Below are 23,424 nucleotides of genomic sequence, written 5' to 3' on the forward strand. Positions count from 1 at the left end.
GGCGTCGCCGAGGGGACGCGCCCTCCGCCCCGGGGGCTCAGGCCTTCGAGGCCGGCCGCCACTCGTCGACGAGGAGTCCGAGCAGCACCTCGTCCAGGAACTCGCCCATCACCCAGGCCGAGGAGCGCAGCACGCCCTCGCGGACGAAGCCGTTGCGCTCGGCGGCGCACAGCATCGCGGTGTTGTCGGCCAGCGTCTCGATCTGCAGCCGCCGCAGGCCGCGCACGACGAAGCCGTAGTGGCACAGCACCGCGACCACGTCGGTGCCGTGGCCCTTGCCGCGGGCGGACGGCAGCAGCCCCAGCCCGATGTGCGCGAAGCGGTTGTGGCTGTCGATGCCCCACAGCGTCGCGCCGCCGACCAGCGTGCCGCCCGCCAGCTCGACCACGGAGAACCTGACGCTGTCCTCCCCCTTGTGCTCCACCGTGAGCCGCGGGTCCTTCGACTCCGGCGAGACCGGCCGCCACGGCTCGCTGTCGGTCCGCGAACCGTAGACCACGTCGTCGTAGAGTTCGGCCCGCAGGACCGGGATGTCCTCCGCATGCCGGGCCCTGAGCCCGACCGTGTCGCCTCTCAGCATGCGAGCTTCCTATCCGGTCGGTCCGGCCGGCGGCAAACCAATATGCGGACGCCTCGGCCGGGGCCCGAACCGCCCGCCGGCGGCCGGCGCTGGGACACCGGCGCGGCCCGGCGGACAACCGGCTGCGGCCCGCGCGCACCCCTCCCGCCCGCCGCCGCGGCCATGACCCCGCCGGTCGCCGCCGTCATCGCGTACGCCCGGCCCACCGACCGCGGCGCCCTCCTCCAGCACGGCGGGCACGCCAGGTTCGCCCGGGGCATGCGGGACCTCCCCGTCGGCGGGCGCGGACCGGATGTCCGCCGCCACGGCCGGCAACAGGAACCGGAGGAGTTGCCACCGGACCCTGACCGCCCCCTATCTGACGTTCAGTCAGTTCTCGTTATAGTGAGCGATGGCCGTGGGGCCGGCGGGACCGGGCGGGGGCGGAGGCAGACCGATGACGGACAGTCTGGGCGAGTCGGCGGGGGCGGGGCCCGAGGTGCCGGTACGGGATCTCGGTGGGGGCGTGCGGTCCGTCGCCGTACCCATTCCGGACAATCCGCTCGGCCACACGCTGGTGTACGTGATGGACACCGACCGGGGTCCGGTACTGGTCGACACCGGGTGGGACGACCCCGGGTCGTGGGACGTGCTGGTGGCGGGGCTGGCGGCGTGCGGTACGGGCGTCGGCGAGGTGCACGGGGTCGTCATCACGCATCACCATCCCGACCATCACGGGCTGTCGGGGAAGGTGCGCGAGGCGTCCGGGGCCTGGATCGCGATGCACGCGGCCGACGCGGCGATCGTGCGGCGGGCCCGGGAGACCCGGCCGGAGCGGTGGTTCACGTACATGGCGGCGAAGCTGACGGCCGCCGGGGCACCGGAGGAGCACGTGGCGCCGTTGCGCGGCGGCCCCCGCCGCCGAAGCGCCCCGCCCGGCCTGGCCCCCGCCCTCCCCGACCGGGAGATCCTCCCCGGCGAACTCCTCGGCCTCCCGGGCCGCCGGCTGCGTGCCGTCTGGACGCCCGGCCACACGCCCGGCCATGTCTGCCTGCACCTGGAGGAGGAGCATCCCGCCCGGCTCCCGGGCCATGGGCGCCTGTTCTCCGGCGACCACCTGCTCCCCGAGATCACCCCGCACATCGGCCTCTACGAGGACCCCGACGACGCGACCGTCACCGACCCCCTCGGCGACTACCTCGACTCCCTGGAACGCGTCGGCCGCCTCGCCCCCGCCGAGGTGCTCCCGGCCCACCAGCACACCTTCACCGACGCGCCGGGGCGGGTCCGCGAGCTGCTGGCCCACCACGAGGAACGCCTCGCCGGACTGCTCTCGCTCCTCCAGCAGCCGCTCACACCCTGGCAGTTGGCGGTGCGGATGGAGTGGAACCGGCCCTGGGAGCAGATTCCGTACGGATCGCGGAACATCGCCGTCTCGGAGGCCGAGGCCCATCTGCGGCGCCTGGTGAAGCTGGGGCGGGCGGAGGCGGTGGCGGGGAGCGATCCGGTCACGTACGTGGCCGTGTGACCCGTCGTCCAGGTGGCCGTGCGAGTCGTCGCCCACGGGGCCGTGCGAGTTGTCGTCCAGGTGGCCGTGCGAGTCGTTCGCGTGGCCCGGTAAATCCTCGGGCGGCCGGCACCCTCGGCTGCTAGACAGGCTCATGGACCCTTTGGAACGGCTCCTCGCCGAACGCGCCTGCGAGCGTCTCGTCATCGACTTCGTGCGCCGGCTCGACCTCGGCGAACCGTCCTCCGTGGCCGGGTTGTTCACCGAGGACGGGTGGTGGGAGTGGCCGCCGCCCGGGGACGGGCGCCGGGCCGAGGGGCGGGCGGCGCTCGCCGCGTACTTCGGCTCCCGGCCGCCGGGCCGGCTCTCGCGGCGGGTGATGTCCAACATCCTCGTCACGGTGACGGGACCGGAGACGGCGACGGCCACGTCGTACTTCCAGACCTACCGGGTCGACCGTCACGACGGCGGACGCGACGAAGGACCTGCCGGGACAGGGGACGGAGGACCCGGCGGGGGATTCGGCGGAGGGATGGTGCCGGCCGGGCCGCCCGTGCAGGTCGGTCACTACGAGGACCGGTTCCGGTGCCTCGACGGCCGCTGGCTGCTGGCGTCCCGGACCCTGGTGCTGCCGTTCGGCGGGCCGACACCCACGGCAGGCGGCTGAAGCACGCCCGCCGGAGGCTCAGTTGACGGCGCCCTCGGCGGTGATGAGCATCTCCGCCAGGTCGGCGAGGGTGGCCAGCTGACGGGCGTTCATCTGCGGGGCGCGGGCCGCCAGGCGGACCAGGCCGCTCTCGCGGAGCCGGGAGAGCGGGTCGGCCCTGGCCTCAAGGCTCTGCAGCACCGGCTGGAGCGCCTCCTGCAACGCCTCGGGCTCGTCCGCGGTGAAGAAGCCGGCCGGCAGACCGAAGAACCGCCGCAGCCGGTCGGTGTGTTCGAGGCTCGGCAGCCCGCTCTTGCGCCACTCGCTGAGCCACTGCCTGCTGGTGCCGGCGATCGCCGCGAGCTCGCCCAGCGAGTACCGCTTGCCGTCGGGGCGGCGCCGGTTCTCGCGAATGAAGTCCAGCCGCTGGCGCACCCGTTCGGCGAGCCCCGCCTCGGGCGCGGCCTTCCCGGCGAGGAGTTCGGCGACGACCCCGGCCGGGATCCCGGTGCGGTACGACAGGTCGGCCACGTCCAGCACCTCGGACAGCCGCCCGGGACATCCGGTCAGCTCTCCGAGCCGTTCCAGTACGCCGGTCAGCGGGGCATGGGCGTCACTCACCAAGATCCCCCTGGACACACGTGGTTGGTCGGTCGGCCGAACAGACGCGAGGCTATCGAATCACCCGCGCCACCCACCAGACATGACAAGGACCACTGCGCAAGGGGGCAGCAATCGTTGACATGTGACGGACCGGCAGGAAAGGATCACGTCACCAGGCCACGGTCGAACCGACCCGCCTCCGGTGCCGCCTGTGGGGAGCGGCGTCCGGGCGACCAGCCGGCCGCCTCCTCCCCAGAAGGTGAGGCGAACCGATGCCGCAGCCCGTCCTGCTCCTCGGTGCCGGCCGCAGGCGCGCGTACGACGAGTTCGTGCTGAGACGGGTCGCCGCGGCCCGCCCGGTGCTGCTGGTGGACGCCGCGCCGCCCGCCTGGGCACAGCCGTGGCCGGCCGGTCACCTCGCGGCGGACCCCGGCAAGGGCGGCGCCACGGCGTCGGCGGTGGCACGGTTCGCGGCCCGGCACCGGGTCCGCGGCGTGCTGACCCACTCGGGCGAGTACGCGGTGGCCGCCGCCACGATCGCCGGGCAGTTGGGGCTGCCCGGCCCTTCCCCCGCTGTTGCCGCCGCCTGTGGCGACCCGCCCGCGCTGCGCGCGCTGCTGGCCGGCCGCGCGGTGCCCACCGACGACCCGGGCGGCTCCGGCGCGCCCCGCGTCTCGGCCGAGACGGTCGTCCTCGACGGTGAGATCCGCATCGCCGCCATCACCCGTACGACCCTGGGCCCGGCGCCCGCCCGGCAGCCGCTCCGGCACACCGTGCACGCCCACGACGGCCTGCTGCACAACCGTTTCCTGCGCCTGGCCGTCGACCGCACCGTGCACGCCCTCGGCGTCGACCGGGGTGTCCTGCACATCGGCCTCGCCCTCACCGACCGCGGCCCCCGGGTCACCGACGTCGCCCCGCATCTGCCGGGCGACCTGATCCCGCTCCTCGTCCGGCGGGCCACCGGCGTCGATCTCGCCCAGGCCGCGGCCGCCCTGGCCACCGGCGAGGTGCCCGACACGACGCCCACCCGGCAGCGGGCGGCGGCCGTCCAGTTCGCCTACCCGGCCGCCACCGGCCGCCTCGATCGCCTGGACCTCTCCCCCGACGCCGCCCGCGAGCCCGGCGCCGACCGCATGCTCCTCACCCAGCACACCGGCAACCACGTCACCGCGGGCCCGCACGCCACCGTCGCCGACCGGCTGGCCCTGTGGGTGGCGGTCGGCGAGACCCCCGCCGACTGCGACGACGCGCTGCGCCGCATGGCCCGCCACCTGTCGGCGGGCATCGCGCCGCTCGCGAACGCGGCGTAGCAGGCGGCGCCGACGCCCTACGGTGGCGCCATGACTCATCGCCCGAAAGCACCGGCCGCGCCCGTCGAGGCCTTCGAACCCCCTTACTACGTCGCTGTCTTCACCGCGGTACGGACCGCAGGCCAGAGCGGCTACGGCGAGACCAACGCACGCATGGAAGAGCTGGTGAAGGACATCCCCGGGTACCTGGGGATGGACCACGCGCAGACGCCCGGCGGGCTGGGCATCACCGTCGGGTACTTCCGTGACGCCGACGCCCTCGCCCGGTGGCGGACCGACGCCGAGCACCGCGCGGCGCAGAAGCGCGGGCGAGCCGAGTGGTACGAGAGCTACACCCTGCATGTGGCGAAAGTGGAGCGGAGCCACGGCTTCACGCGCGGGTAGTCCCGCGACGCGGCGCTAGAAGGCGATCGTCCGGATCAACTCCCCCGCCGCTTCCAGTACGTCGACTTCCTCGCGGCTCATCGTCGGATTGGCCGCCCGCCGTCGCAGGGCCTGCGCGAGTCCCTCCTCGGTCAGTTCGCCCGGATCGGCGAGCAGGGCCCTCAGCAGGTCATGGGCCAACGGGTACGCGCCCAGGGCCACTTGGGCGAGGATCACCGCGGACATGCCCCAGTCGAGGCCGGGCGGGCCGTCCTCGGCGTTGGTCCAGTCGATGACCCGGGGACCGTCGGGGGTCAGTATCACGTTGTCCGGATGCAGGTCCAGGTGGAGGACCCGGGCGCCGGGGTCGGCCGGATCCCGGCCCGGCACGGCGTGCAGCCGCCGCAGCAGCGAGGCGAGCAGCGCACCGCCCTCCCCGGCGCTCGTCTCCCCCGCCAGCAGCGCCGCCAGCATGGTCGGCCCGGACAGCCGCTCCATGACCAGTTCGGTACGGGACGCGGAGGGCCGCACCCGGGGCGCCGGGTAGCCGTGCTCGCGCACGTACGTCATCACCGCGCCCTCGGCGGCCGCGTCACCCCAGCCGTCCCGGTCCCGGCGCAGCACCCAGGCCTCGTCGAGTTCGTACACGTCCGCCGAACGCCCCGATCCGAGCAGTCTCCCCGTCATGGCATGACCATAACGAAACGGTCGAGGCTTCCGGGCCCCGCACAGGCCCCCTCTCGGTTTCCCGCAGGCGGCCGGTAAGGTAGCCGGGTCGTCATCACCCGTACGGGGGGAAGCCGGTGCAATTCCGGCGCTGACCCGCAACCGTGAGCCACAGGACCCCGTGGCAAGCCGGACCACCCCGCCCGGAACGTTGATCGGCTCAGGTGCGCCGGCATCCGCCGTCGCACGGCACCGTCGAGGTTTACGGAGCCGAGCCGCCGGGGTGTCCCGTGCTGCCCGGCTCCCCGCAGGGAGAGGCACCCGCCGACCATGACCGTCCTCCGCCGCACCGCCGGGGTGCTGGCCGCCACCGCCGTCATCGGTACCGCCACGCCCGCGACGACCGCGCTGGCCGCCGGCACCCCCTCCCCGTCCGCGTCGGCGGTCCTTCCGTCAGGTCTGTACGGCGGCTCGGACCCCAAGTACGACGGCGTCTGGCGCCAGTCCCTGGCCCTGCTGGCCCAGCGCGCGGCCGGGGTGAGCCCGGCCGCGAAGGCGGTGGACTGGCTGGCCGGGCAGCAGTGCGCCGACGGCGCGTTCGCGGCGTTCCGTGCCGACCCGGCGGCGGCCTGCGACACCAAGGTGACGGTCGACACCAACAGCACGGCGGCCGCCGTGCAGGCGCTGAAGGCGACGGGCGGGCACGCTGCCGCCGCGGACAAGGCCGTGACCTGGCTGAAGTCGGTGCAGAACAAGGACGGCGGCTGGGGCTACACCCAGGGTTCGCCCAGCGACACCAACTCCACCGGCGTGGTGATCGGCGCGCTCGCGGCGGCCGGCACGAGCGCGGACAGGTCGCCGTACGACCTGCTCGCCAAGTGGTCCGTTCCGTGCGGCCAGGACGGCGGCGGCGCCCTCGCCTACCAGCCGGACAAGCAGGGGAAGCTGACCGCCAACGCGGACGCGACGGCGGCCGGGGTGCTCGCCGCCCTCGGCAAGGGGTTCGTGACGACGGCCGGGAAGGCCCGGGCCGAGGGCCCTGCGTGCGCCGGCTCCGGCAAGGCCCTCAGCCGTGCGGAGGTGGCCCGCAACGGCGCCGCGTACCTGGCGGCCGCCATGTCCGGGACCGGCCACCTCGTCTCCGCACTCGCCGGAGCCAAGCCCCAGCCGGACTACGGCAACACCGCCGACGCGGTGGTCGCCATGGCCGCGCAGGGCTGGACGAAGCAGGCGGGGAAGCCGTACGCCTGGCTGGAGGCGCACGCCGCGCGGTGGGCGGAGCAGAACGGGCCCGCGGCCTACGCCGAACTGATCCTCGCCGCGCACGCGATGGGCGCGGACCCGCGCGACTTCGGCGGTACGAACCTGGTGACGGCGCTGAACGCGACGGGACCTGCCCCGCGGGCGGCTGCCGCGAAGCATGCCGCGGAGAAGAAGTCGGGCAGCGGCGTGTGGTGGATCGTCGGCACCGGTCTGGTCGCCGGCATCGGCATCGGCTTCCTGTTCAGCGGGCGCCGGAAGCAGCGGCAGCTGTGACCGCGGCCCGCCGTGCCGCGCTGCTGGTCCTGGCCGCGCTGACGCTGTGCGCGACGGCCGCCGGGCCGGCGGCGGCCACCGGCTACCGCTACTGGTCCTTCTGGGAGCGGGACGGCTCACGCTGGACGTACGCCACGCAGGGACCCTCGACCACGCAGCCTGCCGACGGCTCGGTCGAGGGCTTCCGCTTCGCGCTGAGCGAGGACTCGTCGGACGCGTCACGGCCGCGCGGCACGGCGGACTTCGGGACGGTCTGCGCCGGGACGCCCGCGGTCGGGGGCCGGAAGCGGGTCGGGCTGGTCGTCGACTTCGGTACGCCGGCGGACGCGCCCTCGGGAGAGAAGCCGCCCGCCCCGCGGACGGCCTGCGCGGTGGTGTCCGAGGACGCGACGACGGCGGACGCGCTGGCGACGGTGGCGAAGCCGCTGCGGTACGACACGAACGCGTTGTTGTGTGCGATCGCGGGGTATCCGGGGCAGGGCTGCGGGGAGAAGGTGGCGGCGGCGCCCGGGGGTACGTCGGGCGGCGGGCCGTCGCTGGGACTGCTGGCGGGCGCGGGAGTCGTGGCGCTCCTGGCCGCCGGGGCTTTCTGGCAGGCACGGCGGCGCGGGAATGAGTGACGCCGCGGGCCGGTGGGGGCTTGTCGCGCCCACGCGGCGGAGCCGCATATGTCTCAGCCCCGCGCCCCTTACGGGGCACGTCCTGGCTGCGGGCAGTCGTGCCACTGGGGGCCGGTGGGGGCTCGTCGCGCAGTTCCTCGCGCCCCTTACGGGGCACGTCCTGGCTGCGGGCAGTCGCTCCGCTGAAGGCCGGTGGGGGCTTGTCGCGCCCACGCGGCGGAGCCGCATATGTCTCAGCCCCGCGCCCCTTACGGGGCACCGCAGTCGCGTCAGCTACACAGTTGCGGGCAGCCGTGCCGCCGGGGCGATGGGGGTCCCCCCGCTCCAGCGAAGCCGAGAGTGGGGGAGGGTGGGCGCGGCGGCGCCCCGCCGGCGCGGGCGCGTGAAACCCCCCGTCCCCAGGTGGCAGCGCCGTTCCCCCGTACATCCCGGCGCCTGGTGGCTCTGGTCGCTCTCCCTCGGGGTCGCGGCGTCCCGGACCACCAACCCCCTCCTCCTCGCCCTCCTCGTCACGGTCACCGCCTACGTCGTGGCCGCCTGCCGGCCCCGCTCCGCCCCCTGGTCCCGCTCCTACACCGCCTTCGCCAAGCTGGCCCTGGCCGTCCTCCTCCTCCGCCTCGCCTTCACCGTCGTCCTCGGCTCCCCCGTCCCGGGCGCGCACACCCTCGTCACCCTTCCCGAAGTGCCCCTCCCGCACTGGGCCCAGGGCATCCGCCTCGGCGGCAGGGTCACCGCCGAGGCGCTCGTCTTCGCCCTCTACGACGGCCTCCGGATCGCCACCCTCCTCATCTGCGTCGGCGCCGCGAACGCGCTCGCCAGCCCGGCCCGGCTGCTCAAGTCCCTCCCCGGCGCCCTGTACGAGCTGGGCGTGGCGGCCGTCGTCGCCCTCACCTTCGCTCCGCATCTGGTCGCCGACGTGCAGCGGCTGCGGGCCGCCCGTCGGCTGCGCGGCCGCCCCGACTCCGGTGTCCGCGGCCTGCTCCAGGTGGGACTCCCGGTCCTGGAGGGCGCGTTGGAGCGCTCGGTCGCCCTCGCCGCCGCCATGGACGCGCGCGGATACGGCCGCAGCGCCGACGTCCCGGACCGGGTCCGCCGTACGACGGCCGCGCTCACCCTCGGCGGTCTGCTCGGCGTGTGCGCGGGGACGTACGGGCTGCTCGCCGCCGAGGGCGGCGGCTACGGCCTGCCCGTGCTGCTGGCCGGGGTGGCCGCCGCGCTGGCGGGGCTGCGGCTCGGCGGCCGGCGTTCGCCGCGCACCCGGTACCGGCCGGACCCGTGGGACGCGCGGGCCTGGCTGGTGTCCGGGGCGGGCGCCGCGGTGGCCGCCCTGCTCACCCTGGCGTCGGTCCGCGATCCGGGCGCCCTGAGTCCCGGGGTCGTACCGCTTGTCGCCCCCGCGCTTCCGCTGTGGCCCGCGGCCGCCGTGCTGCTCGCTCTGCTGCCCGCCCTGGTCCTTCCCGGGGCCCCTTCCGAAAAGGAGCCGTCGTGATCCGCTTCGAAGACGTCTCCGTCACCTACGACGGCGCGGCCCGGCCCGCCGTCCAGGGCGTCGACTTCGAGGTGCCGGAGGGTGAACTGGTCCTCCTGGCCGGGCCTTCCGGCACCGGCAAGTCGACGGTTCTGAACGCCGTGAGCGGGCTCGTGCCGCACTTCACCGGCGGCACCCTGCGCGGCCGGGTGACGGTCGCCGGCCGGGACACCCGTACCCACCGGCCGCGCGAACTCGCCGACGTCGTCGGCACGGTGGGCCAGGATCCGCTCGCCCACTTCGTGACCGACACGGTGGAGGACGAACTCGCCTACGGGATGGAGTCGCTGGGGATCGCCCCGGCCGTGATGCGGCGGCGGGTGGAGGAGACCCTGGATCTGCTGGGGCTCGCCGAGCTGCGGGACCGGGCGATCGCCACGCTCTCGGGCGGGCAGCGGCAACGGGTGGCGATCGGGTCGGTGCTCACCCCGCATCCCGCGGTCCTGGTGCTCGACGAGCCGACCTCCGCCCTGGACCCCGCCGCCGCCGAGGAGGTGCTGGCCGTACTGCAGCGGCTGGTGCACGACCTGGGGACGACGGTGCTGCTGGCCGAGCACCGGCTGGAGCGGGTGGTGCAGTACGCCGACCGGGTCGTGCTGCTTCCCGGGGACGGGGCCGCCCCGGTGTGCGGGACGCCCGCCGAGGTGATGGCCGTGTCGCCGGTGTGTCCGCCGGTGGTGGAGCTGGGACGGCTGGCCGGCTGGTCGCCGCTGCCGATGACCGTGCGGGACGCCCGGCGGCGGGCGGTGGCGTCCGGGCTGCGGGACCGCCTCAGCGGGCGGGCCCCGGCCCCGCGGTCCGTGGCGGACCCCGGGGCCGCCCTCGCCGAGGTCCGCTCCCTGGCCGTGCGCCGGGACCGGGTCGACGCGCTGCGGGGTGTCGATCTCGCCGTCGCCCCCGGCGAGACCGTCGCCCTCATGGGGCGCAACGGTGCCGGCAAGTCCACGCTGCTGAGCGCCCTGGTCGGGCTGGTCGCGCCGGACTCCGGCACGGTGCGGGTCGGCGGCGCGGTCCCGCACCGCACCCGCCCGCGTGACCTCGTACGCCTCGTCGGGCTGGTCCCGCAGGAACCCCGTGACCTGCTGTACGCCGACACGGTCGGTGCCGAGTGCGCGGCCGCCGACCGGGACGCGGGGGCGGCGCCCGGGACCTGCCGGCGGCTCGTGTCCGGCCTGCTTCCCGGCGTCGCGGACGACTCGCATCCCCGTGATCTCTCCGAAGGGCAGCGGCTGGCCCTCGCGCTCGCCGTCGTCCTCGCCGCCCGGCCGCCGCTGCTCCTCCTCGACGAACCGACCCGCGGCCTGGACTACGCGGCGAAGGCCCGGCTGGTGGGCGTGTTGCGCGGGCTCGCCGCCGACGGGCACGCGATCGTGCTGGCCACGCACGACGTGGAACTGGCCGCGGAGCTCGCGCACCGGGTGGTGCTGCTCGCGGAGGGTGAGGTCATCGCGGACGGGCCGACCGACGACATCGTGGTCTCCTCGCCGTCCTTCGCCCCCCAGGTGACGAAGATCCTCGCGCCCGAGCGGTGGCTCACCGTGGCGCAGGTCCGAAAGGCGCTGACATGACCGGCCCGGTGCGGCTCGGCCCCCGCTCCCTCGCCGCCCTTGTCCTGGTCAGCGCCGTCGGGGTGGCCGCGTTCGGCTGGCCCTTCGTCGCCCCGCCCTCCTCCCGGATCGCCTCGCACGCCCAGGACGCGCCCTGGCTCTTCGCCGGGCTGCTGGTGCTGCTGGTCGCCGTGCTGGCGGCGACGATCGCCGAGTCGGGGCTCGGCCCGAAGGCGGTCGCGATGCTGGGCGTGCTGGCCGCGACCGGGGCGGCGCTGCGGCCGGTCGGCGCCGGCACCGCCGGGATCGAGCCGATGTTCTTCCTGATGGTGCTGAGCGGGCGGGTGCTCGGGCCGGGCTTCGGGTTCACCCTGGGCTCGCTCACCATGTTCGCGTCGGCACTGCTCACCGGCGGGGTGGGGCCGTGGCTGCCGTTCCAGATGCTGGCGATGGGCTGGTTCACGATGGGCGCCGGTCTGCTGCCGGGGCCCGAGCGGCTGCGGGGGCGGGGGGAGCTCGCGCTGCTCGCGGTCTACGGCTTCGTGGCCGCGTTCGCCTACGGCACGGTCGTCGACCTGGCCGGCTGGCCGCTGCTGACCGGCACCGCGTCGAACATCGCCTTCGACCCGGACGCCGGGCCGGCCGCCAACCTGGCCCGGTTCCTCGCCTACAGCCTGGCCACCGCCATGGGCTGGAACCTGGGGCGGGCCCTGTGCACGGTCGTCCTCACCCTGGCTCTCGGGCCGGCGCTGCTGCGGGCGCTGCGCCGGGCCACCCGGCGGGCCGCCTTCGAGACCGCGGTCACCTTCGACGCCCCGGGGCGTGAGGCGTCGTACGCGGGTGGTGACGGTGCCGGTGAAGCACCCCACATGACGCAGGTCACCTACGATCCGGAACAGTAATCGACCTTGTCCGTTACGCCCGTTTCATCACCCTTGCTGACCTGCGGTTTGAGAGCCGCGCCACACGGCGGACTGTTCCCGCTTATGCGACCTCCACTAGTAAAAGGGGTGATTGCGGACGGTTTTCCGGCCTGCTTCTCTGGACGACGTCGCCAGGCACCACAGGCCCCAGCGGGCCGCGGCGCCGACGCGCACGGACCGTCCCCGCGGCTGGTTCCGGAGCGCACGGCGGCTTCCTGTCCCCGACGAACGAGGTTCTCCGTGTCCGTGTCCTTCATCCGCCGCGTCGCTTCCCCGAAGAAGGCCCTCACCACCGCCGCCGTGGCCGCTGCCGCCGCCGGCCTGGCCCTGACCGCGGCGCCCGCCCAGGCCGCCACGACGTCGGCCTCCTCCGCCCAGGCGATCGCGCACAAGATGATTCCGGACCCCGCGCAGTACAACGCGTTCAGCAGGATCGTCGCGCACGAGAGCGGCTGGAACCCCTCCGCCACCAACTCCTCCTCCGGCGCCTGCGGCCTGGTCCAGGCCCTGCCCGGCTCGAAGATGGCGTCCGCCGGCTCCGACTGGAAGAGCAACCCCGCCACCCAGATCAAGTGGGGTCTGGACTACATGAACTCCCGCTACGGCAGCCCGGCCGCCGCCTGGACCTTCTGGCAGGCCCACGGCTGGTACTGAGCCGGCCCGTCGCACCCGCCCGCGGTCGATCACGGCGAGCCGCGCACCCGCCGCCGCTCCCGCCGCCGCGCGCCCCTGAACCACGGCACCCTCGTCCCCCTCCTCCGGGGCGAGGGTGTCGCCCGTCGCCCTGTGTCCGCACGTGGTGCACTGGGCCCGGAGCCAGCAGACCCGCCGGAGGAACGATGACGACGGCCACCCCGCCCCGCGACCCCGAGACCCGCGGTGTGCGGCTGGTGGCCGTACTGCTGGCGCTGATGCTGGTGAGCGGCCTGATCGACGCCGTCAGCTATCTCGGCCTGGGCCATGTCTTCACCGCCAACATGACCGGCAACGTGGTGATCCTGGGCTTCGCGGCCGCCGGGACCCCCGGCTTCTCCGTCCCCCGCTCGGCGACCTCGCTGGCCGCCTTCGCGCTGGGCGCGGCACTGGGCGGCCGGGTCGCCGCCCGGTTCGGCACCGGCTCCCGCCGCCGGTGGACGCGGGTGACCCTGTCCGTGGAGGCGGCCCTGCTGACCGGGGCGGCCGTGGTCGCCTCCGCCGGGTCCGGCGCGGCGGTGACCAGGTACGCCCTGATCGCGCTGACCGCCTTCGCGATGGGGCTGCGCAACGCGAACACCCGCAAGCTGGGCGTGCCCGATCTCACGGCGACCACGGTCCTCACCACGACCCTGACCGGGCTCGTCTCCGAGTCCCGCCTCGGCGACGGCAGCAGCGACCGCACCCCGCGCCGCGCGGCCGCGGTCGCCGCGCTGTTCGCCGGCGCCGTCCTGGGGGCCTGGCTGATCCTGGACCGCGGTCCGGGGGTCCCGCTGGCCGTCGCCGCGGCCGTGTCCGCGGTACTGGCGCTGGTCGCCTCGGGGCGGGAGTGACGCCGCGTCCCCGAACAGGTTCGCGTCCCGGAGGCGGCCCCCGTCTCGGGGACGCGGGAACGGGGCCCAGGAGAGAGGGATGCCGCCTCCCCCGGGACGGGCCGGCGGCGCCGGGAGCCGTCGGCCCGGGTCTCAGGAAGTGCTGACCTGGAGGTGTTTCACGCCGTTGATCCATGCCGAGCGGAGCCGGTCCGGGTCGCTCACCAGGCGGAGGTTCGGCATCGCGTCGGCGACCGCGTTGAAGATCAGGTCGATTTCGAGGACGGCGAGGGACTTGCCGAGGCAGTAGTGCGGGCCGCCGCCTCCGAAGCCCAGGTGGGGGTTGGGGTCGCGGGTGATGTCGAAGCTGTCGGGGTCGGTGAAGACCTCGGGGTCGTGGTTGGCGGAGGCGTAGAAGACGCCGACCCGGTCGCCCTTGCGGATCAGCCTGCCGCCCAGCTCGGTGTCCTGGGTGGCGGTGCGCTGGAAGGAGTTGACCGGGGTGGCCCAGCGGACGATCTCCTCGGCGGCGGTCGACGGGCGCTCGCGCTTGTAGAGGTCCCAGGCCTCGGGGTGGGTCAGGAACGCGTGCATGCCGTGGGTGATGGCGTTGCGGGTGGTCTCGTTGCCGGCCACCGCGAGCATCAGCACGAAGAAGCCGAACTCGTCGGAGTTCAGGTTGCCCTCGTCCTCCGCCGCCACCAGGGTGGAGACGATGTCCTTGGCCGGGCACTGCTTGCGGTCGGCCGCCATGTTCATCGCGTAGGCGATCAGTTCGGTGGCGGACTCGGCGCCCACCTCCTCGGTGATCGCGTACTCCGGGTCGTCGTAAGCGATCATCTTGTTCGACCAGTCGAAGATCTTGGCCCGGTCGTCCTGCGGGATGCCGATCAGTTCCGCGATCGCCTGGAGAGGGAGCTCGCAGGCGACGTCGGTGACGAAGTCGAAGGGGCCCGAACGGGCGCGGGCCGCGTCGACGATCGCCGCGGCGCGGGCGCGCAGGCGCTCCTCCAGGGCGCGGATGGAGCGCGGGGTGAAGCCGCGCTGGATGATCTGGCGGACCCGGGTGTGCTCGGGCGGGTCCATGTTGAGCAGGATCAGCCGCTGGGCGTCGATCGCGTCCCGTTGCATGTGCTCGCCGAAGCGGATGATCGCGGTGTTGAGCCAGGACGAGAAGATCTCGGGGTGCGTGGAGACGTACTTGACGTCCGCGTGCCGGGTGACGGCCCAGTAGCCGTCGTCCGCGAACCCGGCGAGGCCGTGCGGCTGCTGGATCCAGCGGACCGGTTCCGCCCGGCGCAGTTCGGCGAACTCCGGGAGCGGTACCCGGTGATGGAGCAGATCGGGGTCGGTGAGGTCGAACCCGTCGGGCAGCGCGGGACAGGGCATGGCGACTCACTCCCACCGTGTACGAGCCTGGACATGTGCTTCCGTAGCGTTCTGACGGGCCATCAGAAATGGCCGGTTGCGGTGACGGTAATAACGGGTTCTACAACTCGCAAGGGGCACGGTCCCCCCAATTGCGTGCACCCCCCTTGCGGTTGCGGACGCGCTGTCAGCAAACTGCAGGCAGAACTAGTACGCGTTCTAGTTCTGCGTGGCGGGCCGGGCCGGGACGCCCCTGCGCCGCGCGGGTGACCGAGGAGAGGACCGAGCCCCCATGGCCGCGGAACCCGTGATCGTCGAAGCCGTACGCACCCCCATCGGCAAGCGCGGTGGCGCGCTCGCCAATCTGCATCCCGCCTACCTGCTGGGCGAGACCTACCGAGAACTCCTCGGCCGCACCGGCATCCCCGCCGACGCGGTCGAGCAGATCGTCGGCGGCACGGTGACCCATGCCGGCGAGCAGTCCATGAACCCCGCGCGTACGGCCTGGCTGACCGTGGGGCTGCCCTACGAGACCGCGGCCACCACCGTCGACTGCCAGTGCGGCTCCTCCCAGCAGGCCTCGCACATGACCGCGAACATGATCGCCGCCGGGGTCATCGACGTCGGGATCAGCTGCGGGGTCGAGGCGATGTCGCGGGTGCCGCTGGGCTCGGGCTCCAAGCACGGGCCGGGCAAGCCGTTCCCCGACGAGTGGAACGTCGACCTGCCCAACCAGTTCGAGGCGGCCGAGCGCATCGCCCGCAACCGCGGCCTGACCAGGGAGGACGTCGACGCGCTCGGGGTGCTCTCGCAGGAACGGGCGGCGCACGCCTGGGCCGAGGAACGCTTCAAGCGCGAGATCTTCGCCGTGCAGGTGCCGACGACGGAGGAGGAGCAGCACGCCGGGCAGGGCATGTGGCGTCTCGTCGACAGGGACGAGGGGCTGCGCGACACGTCGGCCGAGGCGCTGGCGGGCCTGAAGCCGGTGATGCCGACGGCCGTGCACACCGCCGGCAACTCCTCGCAGATCTCGGACGGCGCGGCCGCCATCATGTGGGCGTCGAAGCGGATGGCCCGCGCCCTCAAGCTCCGCCCCCGGGCCCGGATCGTCGCCCAGGCCCTGGTCGGCGCCGACCCGCACTTCCACCTCGACGGCCCGATCGACGCGACCCGCGCGGTGCTCGGCAAGGCCGGCATGAGCCTGAAGGACATCGACCTCGTTGAGATCAACGAGGCGTTCGCGTCGGTGGTGCTGAGCTGGGCCCAGGTCTTCGAGCAGAACCTGGACAAGGTGAACGTCAACGGCGGCGCGATCGCCCTCGGCCATCCCGTCGGCGCCACCGGCGCCCGCCTCATCACCACCGCCCTGCACGAACTGGAGCGCACGGACAAGGAGTTCGCACTGATCACGATGTGCGCGGGCGGCAGCCTGGCGACCGGCACGATCATCCAGCGGCTTTGAGACGCTCCCTGACTGGAGGTCCGGGGAGCCCTGCCTGGGCCCCCTGACCCCTCCGGGACTTCCCGCCGCACCGCGCCGTGCGGGCACGCGTGCCCGTCTCACCTGCGCTCCACGGGCGCTGCCCGACGGTCATCCGGACGGCCTGGTTCCGTAATCCCCCGCACCCCGCCGACGGCGGCGAGAGAGCGCCCCGATAGGGGCGCGGGGCCGTATCGATGTGCGGCTCCGCCGCGTGGGCGCGACCAGCCCCCACCGGCCCGCAGCCGGCGGAACCCGCCCAGCTCCCCCCAGAGGCGCGCGGCCGTACGCCGAACCGTCCGCCCCGTCGGTCCGTACCGTCGGTGGACAGCCGGTGGCGGCCCGGAACGGCCCCGGGAGCCACGCCCTCCGCTATACCGTCTGTACTCCTGGTCACCGGCAGGGCGGAGGGCATCGGTTCATGATCGGCCAGCGGCGACCGCGCCGACGCGCACGTGTCCTCGCCGTCCTCCTCGTCCTCGCCGCCGTCCAGCTCGGCCTGCTCACCGCCCCCGCCTTCGCGTGCGCCTGCGGCGTCCTCGTCCCCGACGCCGGCCGGCAGGTCACCGTCCGCCGCGAGGAGTCCGTCCTGCGCTGGGACGGCAGCCACGAACAGATCGTGCTGCGCCTGACGGTGGACGGCGACGCCGACCGCACCGCCTGGATCATGCCCGTCCCGCATCGCGCGACCGTCGCCCTCGCCGACCCCGCCCTCTTCGACCAGCTGCACGCCCTCACCGCCCCGGCGCACCGCACCCGCCACCACTTCTGGCCCGAGGACGGCGACTGGCCCCTCACCACCAGCGGCACCGCCTACCCCGGCCGCCCGCCCGGCGCCGGAGCCCCCGCCCCCGCCCCCGAGGTCGGCGTGGTCGACCGCCGGCGGCTCGGCCCGTTCGACGTGGCCCAGCTGACCGCCACCGACTCCGGCGCCCTGGACGGCTGGCTGCGCAGCAACGGCTTCCCCTCCCCGCCCCGCCTGAACACCGCACTCCAGCCCTACGTGGCGGACCACTGGGAGTACGTCGCGGTCAGACTCGCCCCCGCGGCCGCGGGCACCCCGCTGCGCGGCGCCCTCGACCCGCTCCGCCTCGCCTTCGCCAGCGAACGCCCGGTCTACCCGATGCGGCTGTCCAGGCTCGCGGCCACCCCGCAGTCACTCGGCCTGTACGTCCTCGCCGCGCACCGCATGGAGCCGCGCTCGGCGATCGGCGGCGAGCGCCCGCGGGTCGTCTACGCCGGCCGCCTGCGCCGCCCCACCGGAGAGCTGGGCGAGCTGGCCGCCGGCACCCCGTACCTGACGGCGATCGGCCAGGAGTTCCCGTACCCGGCCCGGATCTCCGCCGATCACGTACTGCGGCGGGCCGCCGCGGACACGCCGTTCCAGCAGGTCGTCTACGAGGACCGGCTGCGCGAGGTGGCCGGGATCCCGGCGTGGCTGCTGACCGCCGGCACCGCGCTGCCGCTGGTCGTCGCGGTCACCGCCCTGACGGCCGTACGACGCGCCCGACGCCCGGCGCCGCCGCCCCCGCCGGTGCCGCCCTCGCCCCGGCCGGCCGGGCCGCCGGCGCCCCCTGCGCCGATCGGCTGAGTTCCGCCCGGCACCGGGGCGGTGGATCACCGGCGCGTCCGCCGCCTCACTAGTGCTATCCAGGTAGCTGTCAGCGGGCAGCTACCCGAATATGCGAAAGGCAGCGTACGCATGAGCGGCTCTCAGCTCTGGGACGACGTCGACTTCTACTTCACCAGCCACCTGTCACCGGACGACGAAGCGCTCCAGGCAGCCCTGCGGGAGAGCGAGGCGAACGAACTCCCCCACATCAGCGTCACCGCCAACCAGGGGAAACTGCTCCAGCTCCTCGCGCAGATCCAGGACGCCCGCAACATCCTGGAGATCGGCACCCTCGGCGGCTACAGCACCATCTGGCTGGCCCGCGCCCTGCCCGCCGACGGCAGGCTGATCTCGCTGGAGTACAGCGCCCGGCACGCGGAGGTCGCGGTCCGCAACATCGCCCGCGCGGGCCTGGAGAAGGTCGTCCAGGTGCGGGTCGGCCCCGCCCTGGAGTCGCTGCCGAAGCTCGCCGACGAGAACCCGGCCCCCTTCGACCTGGTCTTCATCGACGCCGACAAGGCGAACAACCCGCACTACGTGGAGTGGGCGCTGCGGCTCACCCGCACCGGCAGCCTGATCATCGTCGACAACGTGGTGCGCGGCGGCCGGGTCGTCGACGGCGAGAGCGCCGACCCGGACGTGGTCGGCACCCGTGCCGCGATCGAGCTGATCGCCGCCCACCCGAGGCTGACCGGCACCGCGATCCAGACGGTCGGCAGCAAGGGCTACGACGGCTTCGCGCTGGCGCGGGTCCTCGACTGAGCCGGCGTAGCCGCCTGCGGGGCGCCGCTCAACCCTCTTGGTAGAAGCCCACGTTGACGCTGCGCGGGGCGGTGCGGTCCCGGACGACGATCTCGCCGGAGCCGCCCCGCGGCAGCGCGACCGTGCCGCCGTAGGCGATGGCCTGGGCGTACTCGCCGACCTTCAGCAGCACCTCGGAGGAGGGTTCGGCCTGGGAGCCGCGCAGCCAGGTGACCTGCCAGCCGCCCTCGGCTCCGCACAGGAACTCCAGGTGCACCCGGGAGACGAACAGCCAGTCGTCGGGCGTGGTGAGCCGGCAGACGGAGGCGTCGCGGCCCACCCGCAGCACGGCACCGGGGTCGCTGGGCGCGTCGGCCATGAGCATTCCGGCCGTCTCGCCCGCTTCTCCGGACACGGAGGCCATGGTGAGTTCGAGCACGTGCGTTCCCCCTGCGCGGTTCCTGAATCCTTCGTGGATCTCCGGCGCATGATAAAACGCCCGGCCGGGCCGCGTCCGGCACAATGGAGTCATGACCGAGCGAAAGCCACCCGGAGTGCCGTTCGAGTCCTGGGTGGACAAGCAGATCCAGGACGCGCAGCGGCGCGGTGAGTTCGATCAACTGCCGGGCGCGGGCGAGCCGCTGCCCGCCGGCCTGGACACGTCGTACGACGAACTGTGGTGGGTCAAGCGGAAGTTGGCCCGGGAGGGCCTGTCGGTGCTGCCGCCGACACTCGCCCTGCGCAAGGAGGCCGAGGACGCGCTGGCGGCCGCCTGGGCGGCGCCGTCGGAGCGGATCGTCCGCAAGATCATCACCGAGGTCAACGTCAAGATCCGCGACATGATGTTCAAGCCACCGCCCGGGCCCCCGCTGGGCAAGAAACCGTACGACGTCGAGGAGGTCGTACGCGAGTGGCGGGAGCGCCGGGCGGCGGCCGGTGCGGCGGCCTCGGAGCCGGACGCGCGGGGGGACTGACTCAGAGACGCGCGGGGGGACTGACTCAGATGTGCAGCAGCCGGTCCGCCAGTTCGCGGTAGTCGCGCAGGGCCAGCCGCAGCTGCTCGGTGTCGGCGCCGCCGGGGTGGGCCGCGTCGGTGGACTGCCAGCTGCCGCGCAGGGTGCGGCGGCGCCGGTCGATGGCCTCGGTGAAGCGGGCGCTGATCTCCTCCACGGCCCGGTCGGCCTCCTCGACGGCCGTACGCGGCTCGTCGACGAAACCGGTGACCGCGTGCCGCAGGCGGCGCTCCAGCTGTCCGCACTCCTCCGCGGGCAGCAGCTGCTCGCCGCCGCGGCCCGCGTCCGTCTCGTGCCCCGGGCCCTCGCCGGCCACCAGGACCGCCTGCCCGGGAGCCTCCCGGTCCTCCGCGCGCTCCGGTTCCCGCCGGCCGGGGGTGACCCCGCTCACGGCGGCGTCGCCCCAGTCGGTGGTCTCCTCCTCACGTCCCGGCGTCGCGGTACCGCCGGGATACACGTCGCCGCCGATCGGCTGGCGGCCGGATCCAGTCCTGGCATCGGTCATGTCGCTCAACTCTCCTTCGGACGGCTTCGGTTGGCGGACCAGGGCAGATGGCCGCCGCTGTCGGCACCGACCTCGGCGCGATGGCGGCCGTGCTCGTGGGACGACGGGGTGACCAGGTCGTCGAAGAGGGAACGGGCCTCGATCATGGCCGTCCGCATCTCCTCGGTCCCGGCCTGGCTGAGCGTGGAGCCGCCCGCGGGGGCCAGGGCGGCGCGGTGCACGCGGCGGTAGCCGTCGACGTGGTCCGCGTGGTGCACGGAGAGGGCGGCGACCTGCTCGTCGTACTGGGCACCGGCCGGGAAGCCGCGGGCGGCCGCCAGTTCGGCCAGCAGCCGGTCGACCTCGGCCACGGACTCCCGCGGCGAGTCGACGAAACGCTCCTGGGCGGTCGTCCAGCGGGCCGCGTAGCGCTCCCGCTCCGCCGGGTCCAGCTCGCGCTCGTGCAGGGAACCGTGGCGCCTCACCCGCTCGGCCAGTTCCCGCTCGGCCTCCTTGGTGTCGCCGCCGTGCTGGGCCACCGTCCGCTCGTACTCCGGCCCGAAGCGCCGCTTCAGACCCTGCGGACCGCTGCCCCTGGAGCGCACGGCCGCCAGTACCGCCGCGACTACGACCACGGCGGCCACGATCACGATCGCGATGATCAAGCCTGTGGACATGGTTGCCTTCCGGTGTCTCGGCCCGACGGGCCGTCTCCTCCTCCGGGTGACCCGCACACCGCCCCGCAAACAGCCTCCGGATGAGGTCACGCATATCCCGTTGCGCACGCACCCCGGGCCGGCCGGAGACTACGGTCCATGACCTCCTGGACGATCACCCCGGAACACCCCGGCTCCCCCGCCGCCCTCGCTCTGTGGCGGGCGTACTACACGGAGGTCAGCGACCGCTGGTACCTGCTCCACGAGGGCCGCCGCACCGGCCCGGCCGAGCTGGAACGGGAGATCGCCGCCCGGCCGGGAACCGAACTCGCCCCGCCCACCGGGCGGTTGCTGATCGCGCGGTACGACGGTGAGCCGGCCGGCAGCGCGGGCGTACGGCTCCTGGACCCGGCCACCGCCGAACTCACCCGGGTCTTCGTGCACGAGCGGCTGCGTGGCAGGGGCGGCGCGGCCCTCCTCGTCGCGGCGGCCGAGGACGCGGCCCGTGCCCTCGGGGCCGGGCGGATCCTGCTCGACACCCGCACCGACCTGGTGGAGGCCCGCGCCCTGTACGCGCGGCTCGGCTACACGGAGACCGCCCCGCACAACGACGACGCCTACGCCGAGCACTGGTTCCGCAAGGACTTCGCCGGCTGAACCGACGGGCTTCGTCAGCCGAACCGGCCGGCCTGCCCTGCCGACGGGTTCTGCGGCTGTTCGCGTTCGGTGCCGCACAGTTCGTCGGTGAGCTCCCGGACCAGGTGGTCCAGGTCGGTCGGCCGGTCCGGGCCCCACCAGTCGCCCAGGAGTTCGGCCAGGGACTCCTCGCGGGCCCCGGCGAGCCGTTCGGCGACCTCGCGGCCCTGGTCGCTGAGGGTCAGTTCGAGGCCCAGCCGGTCGGCGAGGCGGCGCTCCTCCAGCTGGCGGGCGCCCGCCAGCACGATGTTCATCGGGACCGGGCCGCGCTCGGCGAGCCGCCCCGGCTCCTCCGAGCCGTACCTGCGGATGCGCAGCAGCAGCCAGCCGGCGGCGGGCAGCAGGTCGCCGTACCCGGCCCGTTCGTTGATCTTCCGGTAGATCTCCCGGCGGCCCTCCCGGGTGCCGAGCAGGGACAGCGCCCGGGAGCACTCGTCGTACGAGGACCGCTGGACCGGGTTGGGCGGGATGGTCTCGGACGCGTCCGGCGCGGTGACCGAGCCGCGCAGCCGGTCCTCCTTGAGGAACCAGGCGAGGACGAAGCCGAGGAGGGCGACCGGAGCGGCGTACAGGAAGACGTCGGTGATCGAGGACGCGAACGCGTGCAGGGCCGCGGGGCGCAGCGCCGGCGGCAGGGCGGCGATGCCCCGCGGGTCGGCCTTGAGGGCGTCCGGGGTGGCCCCCGGCGGGAGCCGGAGGCCCCGGAAGGCGTCGGCGAGCTTGCCGGCGAGGCGGCCCGCGAAGACGGAGCCGAAGACGGCGACGCCGAAGGAGGCCCCGATGGAGCGGAAGAAGGTCGCGCCGGAGGTGGCGACGCCGAGGTCCTCGTACGAGACGGAGTTCTGCACGATCAGCACCAGGACCTGCATGACCAGTCCGAGGCCCAGGCCGAAGACGAGGAAACAGCCGCTCATCTCGGTGGTCGAGCTGTGCTCGTCGAGCCGGTGGAGCAGCAGCAGCCCGATGGTGGTCACGGCGGTGCCGGCGACCGGGAACACCTTCCAGCGGCCGGTACGGCTGACGATCTGCCCCGAGACGGTGGAGGACAGCAGCAGGCCGATCACCATCGGCAGCATGTGCACCCCGGACAGGGTCGGCGATATGCCCTGCACGACCTGGAGGAAGGTCGGCAGGTAGGTCATCGCGCCGAACATCGCGAACCCGACGATGAAGCTGATCACGGCCGCGAGGGTGAAGGTACGGACGCCGAAGAGGTTCAGCGGGAGCACGGGTTCGGCGGCCCGCCGCTCGACGAGGACGAAGGCGACGGCGAGCACCACGCCCACCACCACAAGGCCGATGACCTGCGCCGACCCCCACGCCCACGTCGTGCCGCCCAGCGAGGCCACCAGCACCAGGCAGGTGGCGACGGCGGCGATCAGGAAGGTGCCGAGGTAGTCGATGACGTGGCGGGCTCGGCGGCGCGGAATGTGCAGCGCGGCGGCGATCACGGCGAGCGCGACGATGCCGACGGGCAGGTTGACGTAGAACACCCAGCGCCAGCTCAGCTGCTCGGTGAGCACTCCGCCGAGCAGCGGCCCGAGCACGCTGGCGGCGCCGAAGACGGCACCGAACAACCCCTGGTAGCGGCCCCGTTCACGCGGCGGCACGAGGTCCCCCACGATCGCCATCGACAGCACCAGGAGCCCGCCGCCGCCCAGCCCCTGCACCGCGCGGAAGCCGATCAGCTCGCCCATGTTCCGGGACATCCCGCACAGCGCCGACCCGACGAGGAAGATCACGATCGCGAGCTGGAAGAGCCGTTTGCGCCCGTACTGGTCGCCGAGCTTGCCCCACAGCGGGGTGGCGGCGGTGGAGGCCAGCAGGTAGGCGGTGACCACCCACGACAGATGCTCGAGCCCGCCGAGGTCGCTGACGATGGTCGGCAGAGCCGTCGACACGATCGTCTGGTCCAGCGCGGCCAGCAGCAGCCCGAGCAGCAGCGCGCCGATCGGGACCAGCACGTTGCCGGGTACGCGTTCGGCGTCCCGCGCCGGGGTGTGCGTCGCTTCCAGGGCCATGGAGACCTCCCGGGGTTGTGAACAGTTGGCTGTCGAT

24 protein-coding genes and 1 riboswitch are annotated in these 23,424 nt (G+C 74.1%); of the genes, 16 read left to right on the plus strand and 8 right to left on the minus strand.

What is annotated here, in order from left to right:
- Window positions 1-37 precede the first annotated feature (37 nt).
- Window positions 38-580, minus strand: a complete 543-nt coding sequence (locus tag LQ326_RS36675) for a GNAT family N-acetyltransferase (RefSeq protein WP_234543396.1) — start codon at window positions 578-580, stop codon at window positions 38-40.
- A 436-nt stretch (window positions 581-1,016) separates the two neighbouring features.
- Between LQ326_RS36675 and LQ326_RS36680 the strand changes: the two genes are divergently transcribed.
- Window positions 1,017-2,087 (plus strand): Strvi_7410 family MBL fold metallo-hydrolase, encoded by a 1,071-nt coding sequence (locus tag LQ326_RS36680; protein WP_234543397.1) that lies wholly within the window; start codon window positions 1,017-1,019, stop codon window positions 2,085-2,087.
- Between the two features lie 133 nt (window positions 2,088-2,220).
- Window positions 2,221-2,733 carry a nuclear transport factor 2 family protein gene (locus LQ326_RS36685; RefSeq protein ID WP_234543398.1) on the plus strand — a complete coding sequence of 171 codons (513 nt, stop codon included), beginning with the start codon at window positions 2,221-2,223 and terminating at the stop codon, window positions 2,731-2,733.
- A gap of 18 nt (window positions 2,734-2,751) precedes the next feature.
- On the opposite strand, the gene LQ326_RS36690 is transcribed toward LQ326_RS36685, so the two are convergent.
- On the minus strand, window positions 2,752-3,333 hold the full coding sequence (locus LQ326_RS36690) for an XRE family transcriptional regulator (RefSeq protein ID WP_234543399.1): 582 nt from the start codon (window positions 3,331-3,333) through the stop codon (window positions 2,752-2,754).
- A 254-nt stretch (window positions 3,334-3,587) separates the two neighbouring features.
- Here LQ326_RS36690 and LQ326_RS36695 point away from each other — a divergent pair, with 254 nt between their 5' ends.
- Both LQ326_RS36695 and LQ326_RS36700 read left to right on the plus strand, forming a co-directional pair.
- Window positions 3,588-4,628 carry an ATP-grasp domain-containing protein gene (locus LQ326_RS36695; protein WP_234543400.1) on the plus strand — a complete coding sequence of 347 codons (1,041 nt, stop codon included), beginning with the start codon at window positions 3,588-3,590 and terminating at the stop codon, window positions 4,626-4,628.
- A 30-nt stretch (window positions 4,629-4,658) separates the two neighbouring features.
- Window positions 4,659-5,012, plus strand: coding sequence for an antibiotic biosynthesis monooxygenase family protein (locus tag LQ326_RS36700; RefSeq protein ID WP_234543401.1), 354 nt, complete (start codon window positions 4,659-4,661; stop codon window positions 5,010-5,012).
- A 15-nt stretch (window positions 5,013-5,027) separates the two neighbouring features.
- On the opposite strand, the gene LQ326_RS36705 is transcribed toward LQ326_RS36700, so the two are convergent.
- Window positions 5,028-5,678 (minus strand): phosphotransferase family protein, encoded by a 651-nt coding sequence (locus tag LQ326_RS36705; RefSeq protein WP_234543402.1) that lies wholly within the window; start codon window positions 5,676-5,678, stop codon window positions 5,028-5,030.
- A 68-nt stretch (window positions 5,679-5,746) separates the two neighbouring features.
- A riboswitch (cobalamin riboswitch) is annotated at window positions 5,747-5,878 on the plus strand.
- 109 nt (window positions 5,879-5,987) lie between these two features.
- On the opposite strand from LQ326_RS36705, the gene LQ326_RS36710 reads away from it, so the two are divergent.
- The 7 genes from LQ326_RS36710 to LQ326_RS36740 all read left to right on the plus strand — a co-directional run bounded on the left by LQ326_RS36710 (window position 5,988) and on the right by LQ326_RS36740 (window position 13,337).
- Window positions 5,988-7,193 (plus strand): SCO2321 family membrane protein, encoded by a 1,206-nt coding sequence (locus tag LQ326_RS36710; RefSeq protein WP_234543403.1) that lies wholly within the window; start codon window positions 5,988-5,990, stop codon window positions 7,191-7,193.
- Window positions 7,190-7,813, plus strand: a complete 624-nt coding sequence (locus LQ326_RS36715) for an SCO2322 family protein (RefSeq protein WP_234543404.1) — start codon at window positions 7,190-7,192, stop codon at window positions 7,811-7,813. Before LQ326_RS36710 ends, LQ326_RS36715 begins: the two co-directional genes overlap by 4 nt.
- Before the next feature lie 307 nt (window positions 7,814-8,120).
- Window positions 8,121-9,302, plus strand: a complete 1,182-nt coding sequence (locus LQ326_RS36720; protein ID WP_268208012.1) for a CbiQ family ECF transporter T component — start codon at window positions 8,121-8,123, stop codon at window positions 9,300-9,302.
- On the plus strand, window positions 9,299-10,909 hold the full coding sequence (locus tag LQ326_RS36725; protein ID WP_234543406.1) for an ABC transporter ATP-binding protein: 1,611 nt from the start codon (window positions 9,299-9,301) through the stop codon (window positions 10,907-10,909). The genes LQ326_RS36720 and LQ326_RS36725 overlap by 4 nt, the downstream gene beginning before the upstream one ends.
- Entirely contained in the window at window positions 10,906-11,790 is an 885-nt protein-coding gene (locus tag LQ326_RS36730; RefSeq protein ID WP_234543407.1) for an ECF transporter S component, read from the plus strand. Before LQ326_RS36725 ends, LQ326_RS36730 begins: the two co-directional genes overlap by 4 nt.
- A gap of 261 nt (window positions 11,791-12,051) precedes the next feature.
- The gene (locus LQ326_RS36735; RefSeq protein ID WP_234543408.1) at window positions 12,052-12,465 is read left to right on the plus strand and encodes an aggregation-promoting factor C-terminal-like domain-containing protein; all 414 of its coding nucleotides are present in this window, start codon (window positions 12,052-12,054) and stop codon (window positions 12,463-12,465) included.
- A 185-nt stretch (window positions 12,466-12,650) separates the two neighbouring features.
- A complete protein-coding gene (locus LQ326_RS36740) occupies window positions 12,651-13,337 on the plus strand; it encodes a YoaK family protein (RefSeq protein ID WP_234543409.1) in 687 nt (228 codons plus the stop codon).
- A gap of 132 nt (window positions 13,338-13,469) precedes the next feature.
- Here the strand turns inward: LQ326_RS36740 and LQ326_RS36745 are convergent, their stop codons facing one another.
- A complete protein-coding gene (locus LQ326_RS36745; protein ID WP_234543410.1) occupies window positions 13,470-14,705 on the minus strand; it encodes a cytochrome P450 in 1,236 nt (411 codons plus the stop codon).
- Between the two features lie 271 nt (window positions 14,706-14,976).
- Here LQ326_RS36745 and LQ326_RS36750 point away from each other — a divergent pair, with 271 nt between their 5' ends.
- The 3 genes from LQ326_RS36750 to LQ326_RS36760 all read left to right on the plus strand — a co-directional run bounded on the left by LQ326_RS36750 (window position 14,977) and on the right by LQ326_RS36760 (window position 18,538).
- Complete coding sequence (locus LQ326_RS36750) at window positions 14,977-16,146, plus strand: steroid 3-ketoacyl-CoA thiolase (protein WP_234543411.1); 1,170 nt, start codon at window positions 14,977-14,979, stop codon at window positions 16,144-16,146.
- Between the two features lie 439 nt (window positions 16,147-16,585).
- Entirely contained in the window at window positions 16,586-17,755 is a 1,170-nt protein-coding gene (locus tag LQ326_RS36755; protein ID WP_234543412.1) for a DUF2330 domain-containing protein, read from the plus strand.
- 111 nt (window positions 17,756-17,866) lie between these two features.
- A complete protein-coding gene (locus tag LQ326_RS36760) occupies window positions 17,867-18,538 on the plus strand; it encodes an O-methyltransferase (RefSeq protein WP_234543413.1) in 672 nt (223 codons plus the stop codon).
- 28 nt (window positions 18,539-18,566) lie between these two features.
- Here the strand turns inward: LQ326_RS36760 and LQ326_RS36765 are convergent, their stop codons facing one another.
- On the minus strand, window positions 18,567-18,956 hold the full coding sequence (locus LQ326_RS36765; protein ID WP_234543414.1) for an FHA domain-containing protein: 390 nt from the start codon (window positions 18,954-18,956) through the stop codon (window positions 18,567-18,569).
- Between the two features lie 91 nt (window positions 18,957-19,047).
- On the opposite strand from LQ326_RS36765, the gene LQ326_RS36770 reads away from it, so the two are divergent.
- Complete coding sequence (locus tag LQ326_RS36770; protein ID WP_234543415.1) at window positions 19,048-19,491, plus strand: DnaJ family domain-containing protein; 444 nt, start codon at window positions 19,048-19,050, stop codon at window positions 19,489-19,491.
- Between the two features lie 25 nt (window positions 19,492-19,516).
- Here LQ326_RS36770 and LQ326_RS36775 read toward each other — a convergent pair whose 3' ends face one another.
- Together LQ326_RS36775 and LQ326_RS36780 are read right to left on the minus strand one after the other, a co-directional pair.
- On the minus strand, window positions 19,517-20,035 hold the full coding sequence (locus LQ326_RS36775) for a hypothetical protein (protein WP_234543416.1): 519 nt from the start codon (window positions 20,033-20,035) through the stop codon (window positions 19,517-19,519).
- 5 nt (window positions 20,036-20,040) lie between these two features.
- Window positions 20,041-20,691 carry a hypothetical protein gene (locus tag LQ326_RS36780; protein WP_234543417.1) on the minus strand — a complete coding sequence of 217 codons (651 nt, stop codon included), beginning with the start codon at window positions 20,689-20,691 and terminating at the stop codon, window positions 20,041-20,043.
- 138 nt (window positions 20,692-20,829) lie between these two features.
- Here LQ326_RS36780 and LQ326_RS36785 point away from each other — a divergent pair, with 138 nt between their 5' ends.
- The gene (locus LQ326_RS36785; RefSeq protein WP_234543418.1) at window positions 20,830-21,327 is read left to right on the plus strand and encodes a GNAT family N-acetyltransferase; all 498 of its coding nucleotides are present in this window, start codon (window positions 20,830-20,832) and stop codon (window positions 21,325-21,327) included.
- A gap of 14 nt (window positions 21,328-21,341) precedes the next feature.
- On the opposite strand, the gene LQ326_RS36790 is transcribed toward LQ326_RS36785, so the two are convergent.
- Complete coding sequence (locus tag LQ326_RS36790; protein ID WP_234543422.1) at window positions 21,342-23,387, minus strand: MDR family MFS transporter; 2,046 nt, start codon at window positions 23,385-23,387, stop codon at window positions 21,342-21,344.
- Between the last annotated feature and the right edge of the window lie 37 nt (window positions 23,388-23,424).

It is taken from the genome of Streptomyces shenzhenensis (genome assembly GCF_021462265.1).
GTDB lineage: Bacteria > Actinomycetota > Actinomycetes > Streptomycetales > Streptomycetaceae > Streptomyces > Streptomyces shenzhenensis.

What these genes read in the sequence shown, in the direction of transcription:
- LQ326_RS36675 (WP_234543396.1), bottom strand. Translation starts at nt 580, where the DNA reads ATGCTGAGAGGCGACACGGTCGGGCTCAGGGCCCGGCATGCGGAGGAC.
- LQ326_RS36680 (WP_234543397.1), top strand. Translation starts at nt 1,017, where the DNA reads ATGACGGACAGTCTGGGCGAGTCGGCGGGGGCGGGGCCCGAGGTGCCG.
- LQ326_RS36685 (WP_234543398.1), top strand. Translation starts at nt 2,221, where the DNA reads ATGGACCCTTTGGAACGGCTCCTCGCCGAACGCGCCTGCGAGCGTCTC.
- LQ326_RS36695 (WP_234543400.1), top strand. Translation starts at nt 3,588, where the DNA reads ATGCCGCAGCCCGTCCTGCTCCTCGGTGCCGGCCGCAGGCGCGCGTAC.
- LQ326_RS36700 (WP_234543401.1), top strand. Translation starts at nt 4,659, where the DNA reads ATGACTCATCGCCCGAAAGCACCGGCCGCGCCCGTCGAGGCCTTCGAA.
- LQ326_RS36705 (WP_234543402.1), bottom strand. Translation starts at nt 5,678, where the DNA reads ATGACGGGGAGACTGCTCGGATCGGGGCGTTCGGCGGACGTGTACGAA.
- LQ326_RS36710 (WP_234543403.1), top strand. Translation starts at nt 5,988, where the DNA reads ATGACCGTCCTCCGCCGCACCGCCGGGGTGCTGGCCGCCACCGCCGTC.
- LQ326_RS36720 (WP_268208012.1), top strand. Translation starts at nt 8,121, where the DNA reads ATGGGGGTCCCCCCGCTCCAGCGAAGCCGAGAGTGGGGGAGGGTGGGC.
- LQ326_RS36730 (WP_234543407.1), top strand. Translation starts at nt 10,906, where the DNA reads ATGACCGGCCCGGTGCGGCTCGGCCCCCGCTCCCTCGCCGCCCTTGTC.
- LQ326_RS36740 (WP_234543409.1), top strand. Translation starts at nt 12,651, where the DNA reads ATGACGACGGCCACCCCGCCCCGCGACCCCGAGACCCGCGGTGTGCGG.
- LQ326_RS36745 (WP_234543410.1), bottom strand. Translation starts at nt 14,705, where the DNA reads ATGCCCTGTCCCGCGCTGCCCGACGGGTTCGACCTCACCGACCCCGAT.
- LQ326_RS36750 (WP_234543411.1), top strand. Translation starts at nt 14,977, where the DNA reads ATGGCCGCGGAACCCGTGATCGTCGAAGCCGTACGCACCCCCATCGGC.
- LQ326_RS36755 (WP_234543412.1), top strand. Translation starts at nt 16,586, where the DNA reads ATGATCGGCCAGCGGCGACCGCGCCGACGCGCACGTGTCCTCGCCGTC.
- LQ326_RS36760 (WP_234543413.1), top strand. Translation starts at nt 17,867, where the DNA reads ATGAGCGGCTCTCAGCTCTGGGACGACGTCGACTTCTACTTCACCAGC.
- LQ326_RS36770 (WP_234543415.1), top strand. Translation starts at nt 19,048, where the DNA reads ATGACCGAGCGAAAGCCACCCGGAGTGCCGTTCGAGTCCTGGGTGGAC.
- LQ326_RS36775 (WP_234543416.1), bottom strand. Translation starts at nt 20,035, where the DNA reads ATGACCGATGCCAGGACTGGATCCGGCCGCCAGCCGATCGGCGGCGAC.
- LQ326_RS36780 (WP_234543417.1), bottom strand. Translation starts at nt 20,691, where the DNA reads ATGTCCACAGGCTTGATCATCGCGATCGTGATCGTGGCCGCCGTGGTC.
- LQ326_RS36785 (WP_234543418.1), top strand. Translation starts at nt 20,830, where the DNA reads ATGACCTCCTGGACGATCACCCCGGAACACCCCGGCTCCCCCGCCGCC.
- LQ326_RS36790 (WP_234543422.1), bottom strand. Translation starts at nt 23,387, where the DNA reads ATGGCCCTGGAAGCGACGCACACCCCGGCGCGGGACGCCGAACGCGTA.